This window comes from Xenorhabdus khoisanae, from assembly GCF_001037465.1.
Classification (GTDB): Bacteria; Pseudomonadota; Gammaproteobacteria; order Enterobacterales; family Enterobacteriaceae; genus Xenorhabdus; species Xenorhabdus khoisanae.
This window is the reverse complement of the sequence record NZ_LFCV01000067.1, coordinates 57597-65655: the sequence shown is the minus strand read 5'-3', so window position 1 is coordinate 65655 and position 8059 is coordinate 57597. Positions and strand designations below refer to the sequence as shown.

Genomic DNA, 8059 nt, shown 5'->3' with positions numbered 1-8059 from the left:
TATTTAACGGTCTTACCACTTACATTTGCAGTGAAACAGAACGAAATGCCCCTGCGGTTGAAAAACTCATCCAACGGGAAGGCATTGAAATAGCCATCTTACCGCCCGTGATACTGAAATTATTAAACGGTGCGGACTTACCCTCCTTACAAACATTAATTACCGGGGGAGAATCGCCCACATTAGATTACCTTGAGCATTTCAGTAAAAACACTTGTATGTTAAACGGTTATGGCCCAACAGAAACGACTGTCTGTGCAACCGTGAAGGAATACCAAAGCGGGGATATCGCAACGAATATTGGCCGGGCGATTAATAACACCCGTCTGTATGTGCTTGATAAACAGGGTAACCTGTCTCCAATCGGGGCGCCCGGAGAACTGTATATCGGTGGAGCAGGACTGGCACGGGGGTATTTCAACCGGCCTGAACTGACCGCAGAGCGTTTTGTGGAGAATCCTTTTGCCAGCGCAGAAGACAGAGCCAGAGGCTATACCCGCATCTACAAAACCGGCGATTTGGTGCGCTGGCTGCCGGACGGCAATCTGGAATATCTGGGGCGCAATGACTTTCAGGTCAAAATCCGCGGTTACCGCATTGAGTTGGGAGAAATCGAAAACGCCCTCGCTTCCCATCCGCAGGTGAAACAGGCCGTGGTGATTGACCGCGAGCACAAAGGGAATAAAGTGCTGGCCGCCTATCTGGTGGCAGATGACGTACTGTCCGATGAAACCCTGATGAATTACCTTTTCGACCGTTTACCAGATTATATGCTGCCTGCCAGTTTTACCCGCATTGCGTCCGTGCCGCTGACCCTGAACGGCAAGCTGGATCGCCGAGCCCTGCCAGAACCGACAGAAGAAAACCGGGGCAATTATGTCGCTCCCCGCAATGCGCTGGAAACCCAGCTGTGTACCATCTGGCAGGAAGTGTTGGACTTAGAACGCGTGGGTATTGAAGATAACTTCTTCCGTATCGGCGGTGATTCCATTGTCAGTATCCGATTAGTTTCCAAACTGCGACTGGCGGGTTTCTCCCTGCAAGTCAAATCGATTTTTGAAGCACCAACAGTAGCACGGCTGGCGCAACTCCTGACACAAGCGTCATCCACGGTAGCCATTGTTGCAGAACAGGGATTATTAAGCGGAGAGTTTGGCCTGTTACCTATCCAGCAAGATTTCTTCAACTGGAATTTGTCGAGTCCACATCATTGGAATCAGGCATTTATGATCCGACTGCCCGGTAACATCAGCCACGCCGCTATTGAACAGGCCCTGATAGTACTGGTTGAGCGACATGATATGTTACGTGCCCACTTTGTCAGCACAGAAGGCCGTTACCATCAATGCTACCACGCAGATATGCCATCCTGGTTGCCGCCTTTGCAACAGAGTGGCGTCAGTCAGTCAGATAAGGCTGAGTTACACCAGCAATTGACCCAATGGCAGAGTGATTTTAATTACAGCAACGGGCCATTATGGCAAGCCGCTCATCTGACCGGATATACCGACGGCACCGCCCGGCTATTCTTCGCATTTCACCATCTGATTATTGACGTAGTGTCCTGGCGAATTATTGCTGAGGATATACGCAGATTGTTACAGGATGAAACACTGCCAGCGAAAACTAGTAGCTACCGGCAGTGGGTCAATGCTGTCCATCACTATGCAGAACACCACCAACAGGAAATTCCCTACTGGCAACAAGTGATGGCAGAGAACCAGATTCACTCTGTTTCAGATGAAAGCAGTCAACATATGTTGGGTATTTCCGTTGAATTAACCGACATTCTGTTGCGTGAAGCCAATACCGGTTACCACACCGAAATCAATGACCTGCTTCTCAGTGCCCTGACGTTGGCATTACAGGCCGTCTTTTCGCGCCCTGTTAACCACATCATACTTGAAGGTCATGGACGGGAAGCCATCGACAACACACTGGATGTCTCCGAAACCGTCGGCTGGTTTACAACTGTGTACCCTGTTCGTCTGGCAATGCAGGATGATATTGCGGAAACCATTATTCATACCAAAGAGATGCTCCGTGCTATACCAAACAAAGGTATTGGTTATGGGGCGCTATGTCAGGCAGGTCACCTGACCGATGAACTGCCAGCGCTCAGCTTTAACTACCTCGGCAAATTAAGCGGAGAGGATGAGCAAAACTGGTCACTGACCAATGACGATTGTGGAACCGTAGCGGCAGACGATAATCGTAGTCATTTGTTGTTGAATATTAATGGCCTGATTCAAGCGGGAAGATTGCAATTTAGTGTCAGCTCGCACTTGTCACAGGCTCAGACGCAGGTATTCATCACCGCATTTGAACAGGCACTCAATTCTGTCATCATGGCAGGTCAAAAACAGGCTCAAGCGGGGGGAATAAAAACCCCCCATGATTACGGCATTAAAGGAATTTCCATTAAGCTTCTGCGTCGCCTTCAGAAGATGTATCACATTGAAGCGCTGTATCCTGCTACCAGCTTGCAGCAGGGATTTATTTATCATCATCTGGCTCAACCACAGGATGATGCCTATCGCGTGCAACTGCTGTTAGATTACCGCACACAACTGGATCTTACCGCTTACCAGCAAGCCTGGACGCTGGCTTCACTGCGCTTCCCCATCCTCAGAACCGCATTTAACTGGGAAGAGGAAGCCTTGCAGATTGTGACTGAGGGCGCAAGTCTTGGTGCGGCAAATTTCACCATCAAGGATATCAGTCAATTACCAGAAGAAGCCCGAAACAAAGCGATTGAAGCGATTCAACAACATGACCGCAATCTGTCTTTTGATTTAAGTCAACCCGGTTTAATCCGCTTCACCTTAATTAAACAGAATGAACAGTTAGTAACGGTTCTCATCACTCAACACCACTCGATTACCGACGGCTGGAGTAACCCGATTTTATTACAAGCGGTGCATGAATATTACAACGAGCTGATACAAGGACGGGTCCCCCAGATAACATTAGACAACGCTTATCTGGCAACCCAACAATACCATTTGGATCATAGAGCAGAATCTGAGGCTTATTGGGATGAACGCAAAATACAATTCCATAGAGCCAACGATCTTTCGGCTCTGTTAAGTCACCACGTTGATTTAACGCAAATAAAAGCGATTGAAAAACCAGCGGGAAAAGCGATTACCGTACAAGGAAATGCTTACCATCAGCTTAAAAAAATGTGTCGCGAACAAGGTGTGACTCTGAATGTGGTACTGCAATTTGCCTGGCATAAATTGCTACACAATTACAGTGGGGATGAACAGACCCTTGTCGGCACGACGGTATCCGGGCGTGATGTTCCAGTGGATGGAATCGAGTCCAGTGTTGGCCTGTATATCAATACCCTGCCATTAGCAGTGCAATGGACTCCGGCAGGAAATATAGCTACGGTTTTACAAGACATACAGAAGGATATCGCCGCACTCAACAGCCACAGTGCCGTATCACTCGCCGGCTTACAGCCAGATGGGGAGCGGTTATTCCATAGCCTGTTGATCTTTGAAAACTACCCTGACCCAGTAGTGAGCGAAAATGAGGAAGGGATTGAGAACACTCTGGTGTTCCGTCAGGCTATCGAAAAAGTGGATTATCCGTTGTCGCTGATGGCTTATGAGCAAGATAACCGCCTGATAGTGAAATTAAGTTATGGAGAAGATTGGTTGACCGGGGAACAGGCTCAACGTTTGCTTGATCAGCTTGAACGTATTCTGCACGCCGCGGCCTGTGACCCACACCAGCCGCATACTTCCATGATGTTCCTCAGTGAAGGAGAGCGCCATACCCTGCTGCACATCTGGAACCAGACCAATGTTTCCTACCCGCAGGACCAATCCCTGCAACAATTGTTTGAAGCTCAGGTGGAAACCACACCGGATAACGTGGCACTGGTGTTTGAGGGAGAAACGCTAACCTATCGCCAGCTCAACGAACGGGCAAATCAGTTGGCACACGCTATCCGCGGGAATTATCAGCAGCAATACGATCAACAACAATGCGATCAACAGCTATGCGATCAACAGCAACGTAATGCACCGCTGCAAGCCGACACGCCAATCGCCCTTTATCTTGACCGCAGTCCGGAAATGGTGATCAGTATGTTGGCAGTGCTGAAAGCCGGCGGTGCTTATGTGCCCATTTCTCCGGAATATCCCGCAGAACGCGTCAGTTTTATTCTGCAAGATATCCGGACCCCGTATGTCATTACCCAGCAACGGCATCTGGCGACATTGAAGGAATACACCCAAACATGGGTTGAACAGCCAACACTGATAGCGGCGGATGACCAGACAATCACCGCAGGCCAGCCCGTAGAAAATCCGGCGCCAGTCAACAAACCAACCGATTTGGCCTATATCATTTACACCTCCGGCACCACCGGTCAGCCCAAAGGCGTGATGATTGAGCATACCAGCGTCAATAACTTAGCCCGGTTTATTGCCAGAACACATTTACTGTGCCCGCAAACCAAGGCGCTGTTTTTCTCCAATTACGTCTTTGATGCCTCTGTCTTTGAGATTTTCCCTGTCCTGATAACGGGAGCCTCCCTGTTTATTGCCCCCACTTCGGTGACCAAAGACAGTGAACAGTTGTTGGCATTCATCAATTTCCATAACATTACCAAGGCGTTTATTCCAACAGCCTTGATGAACCATTTTTCCGCTGAATTATTCCAGTCCACCTTACAGGTTATCCATACGGGCGGGGAGGCCCTGAATGCCCTGAATTTACGCTCAGGGATCACCCTGTTTAACCAATATGGTCCCACTGAAATTACTGTCTGTGCGACCCAGCACTTATTACAGGACGGGGAGAGAACCATCGGCAAAGGCATCGACAATACCCGTCTGTATGTTCTTGATGATGACGGCAATCCCGCTCCTGTCGGCGCACCGGGAGAACTGTACATCGGCGGTGCAGGACTGGCGCGGGGATACTGGAACCGGCCTGAACTGACTGCCGAGCGTTTTGTGGCAAACCCATTCGCGACGGCCGAAGATAAGGCCAAAGGCTATACCCGCCTGTACAAAACCGGCGACCGGGTGTGCTGGCGACCGGACGGCAATCTGGACTACCTCGGACGTAATGATTTTCAGGTCAAAATCCGCGGTTACCGCATTGAGCTGGGCGAAATCGAAAACGCCCTCGCTGCCCATCCGCAGGTAAAACAAGCGGTGGTGATTGACCACGAGTATAAGGGAAATAAAGTGCTGGCCGCCTATCTGGTGGCAGCGGAAGTACTGTCCGATGAAACCCTGATTAAGCACCTCTCCGCCCGCCTGCCGGAATATATGCTGCCCGCCAGCTTTACCCGCATTACGTCCGTGCCGCTGACCCTGAATGGCAAGCTGAACCGCCGCGCCCTGCCAGAGCCGATATGGGGGACGCAGGACAGTTATGTTGCTCCCCGCAATACACTGGAAACCCGACTGTGTGCTATTTGGCAGGAAATATTGGGACTGGAGCAGATTGGCATCGAAGATAATTTCTTCCGCATTGGTGGTAATTCCTTAACGGCGATTAAACTGACCGCCGCAATGCGCAATGAAATAGACGTTGATATTCCTTTAAATATTCTGTTTAGCTACAAATGTATTGCTTTGTTAGCTCAATGGCTGGAAACAGGCAGTGTTAAACCGGATTTACTTAATTTCTTAACACCGGAATCAACGGCAACCAATAAACTGTTTATGGTTCATCCGGCTAATAGCGGTAGTGAAGTATATGCTGCTCTGGCAAATACATTATCTGATGCGTATAACTGCATAGGCATCAATAATTATAATCACTGCATGGATAATCAGACAGATTCGCTACAGAAGCTAACCCAAATCTACATGGAGTTAATCCTGACAGAAACTGCTATTGATAAACCTATTCGCATTTTAGGTTGGTCATTAGGAGGACAACTCGCTATGGAAATTGCATTTCAATTAGAACAGCTAGGTGCAAAAGAGATTCATTTATTCTTATTAGATACTATTATCAATAACGATGAGATAAAGGATCTGAAAAATAAACTGAATATGCCAAGTGAATATAAGAAAGCCACCAGAAAATTGCAGGAAATGGGCGCGAGCGATGCTTATATCAATACAGTATTGGAAGCAATACCGCTTGAGATTGAAATAGGGAATGGTAATTTAAGCGGGAAATTAACACATACAAATATCACCTTATTTAAAGCAGGAAGAACAAATCCATACTATAAAGAAGGTGTTGGATTTGAGCTTAGTCAATTGACAAGGAAAATCCCGGATAATAATATTTCTCAATTTACAGTCAACCCATTAGTAATTACATTGGTTGATGATTGTTATCATGAAAATATTATTGAAGCCGTTCCCATTATCAGCACAGAAATAATCAACACATTATCAATTAAGGATAATATAAGTTAATTTTATTAATGAGGCCGGTTTTGCTGGCCTCATATTTTCTTCCGTTTTTTGACCAACAACATTTTTGTTTGAGCGCTCCTCAATAAAGTTAATTTCAGTTGATAAACTGAGCGATCATCCAGCCTTGCAACAACGTGAAACGATAGCAGTTTCTTTAATTCTTTGTCTGATGAGGAGGTAAGGTTCGCAGTCAATTGTGATAACTGGAGTTCTTTCATAACAATACACGCTATAGGACTGGACTTGATTAAACACAGATCTGTTTCAAACAAAAAGAAAAATCCGTATAATCCACCCCCTGCAAAGAATCCCTATAAGAAATCTATCGTCGATACGATCGGCAATGGTGAGAAGTCGCAATGAATCAGAAAGATACGAGAAAAGAAACACTTGAATTCAACAAGCTCCAGAAACGCCTGAGGAGAAGTGTTGGTAATGCTATTATTGATTACAATATGATTGAAGCTAATGATGTTGTAATGGCATGTATCAGTGGCGGCAAAGATTCATTTGCGATGTTAGATATTCTATTGAATCTGCAAAAAGCCGCGCCAATAAAATTTGAAGTCGTTGCAGTGAACCTTGATCAGAAACAGCCTGGTTTTCCTGAGTATATCTTACCTCAATATTTTGAAAGTCTGGATATTCCCTACTATATCGTTGACAAAGACACCTATTCAGTGGTGAAAGAAAAAGTACCGGAAGGCAAAACCACATGTGGATTGTGTTCAAGATTGCGCCGGGGCACACTTTATTCTTTTGCAGAAAAAATTGGGGCGACGAAAATTGCACTTGGACATCATTTAGATGACATTGTTGAGACTCTGTTTCTTAACATGTTCCACGGCTCACGAATGAAAGCGATGCCGCCAAAGCTACGTTCTGATGATGGCCGTAATGTAGTCATAAGGCCACTGGCATATTGCCGGGAGAAAGATCTGATTAAGTATGCGGAACACAAAGCATTCCCAATCATTCCTTGCAATTTATGTGGTTCTCAAGAAAACCTACAACGCAAAACAATCAAAGCAATGTTGGTGGATTGGGACAAGAAAACACCGGGCAGAGTAGAAAGTATTTTCAAATCTCTGCAAAATGTTAGCCCAAGCCAATTGGCCGATAGAACGCTTTTCGACTTTGTTAACTTACCATTATCCCGCGAGGGAGAAAGAGAAGAGTATGCGTTTAACGAAGCGGTCGTATCATCAACGAACATTAATGAAGAAATGTTTATTGATGTTACAAACATTTAAAAACATATAGTTAAATTAATGTCCCCACTGATAGTGCACATTAATTGCGCCTGTCAGCATTCCGCTGTATATCCCAAAGCAGCCTGTCATAAAGGCTGCTTTAATTCTTTTTTGCCCACCACCAAGGGAAATATACCCGCTGCCTTTCCGATTGCACCTTAAATCCCCCCGTCCATAATGCCAATCAACATGGAATCTACATAGGTGTTAATAAAGAGTAGTTAAGAAATATTTCTATTGCAGGACATTCACGATTTTGTTGTCGTACACGAATTAACGTTGAATATGCAGAGAAATTTATTCGGGATGCTATTTCTCACGACAACCATATTAGAATTTTTATAAACACCTATCAAAAATAGATGAATCTTTGCTCTTTCATAATAGAAATTAAAAAAA

At 45.9% G+C, this 8059-nt stretch carries 2 protein-coding genes; both read left to right on the top strand.

The features are described 5' to 3' along the window. A partial coding sequence (locus AB204_RS11200) for a non-ribosomal peptide synthetase (protein WP_047963459.1) occupies positions 1 to 6407 on the top strand: 6407 nt, incomplete at its 5' end. Positions 6408 to 6766: 359 nt separating this feature from the next. Further along, complete coding sequence (ttcA, locus tag AB204_RS11195) at positions 6767 to 7660, top strand: tRNA 2-thiocytidine(32) synthetase TtcA (RefSeq protein ID WP_047963458.1); 894 nt, start codon at positions 6767 to 6769, stop codon at positions 7658 to 7660. Positions 7661 to 8059: the final 399 nt, after the last annotated feature.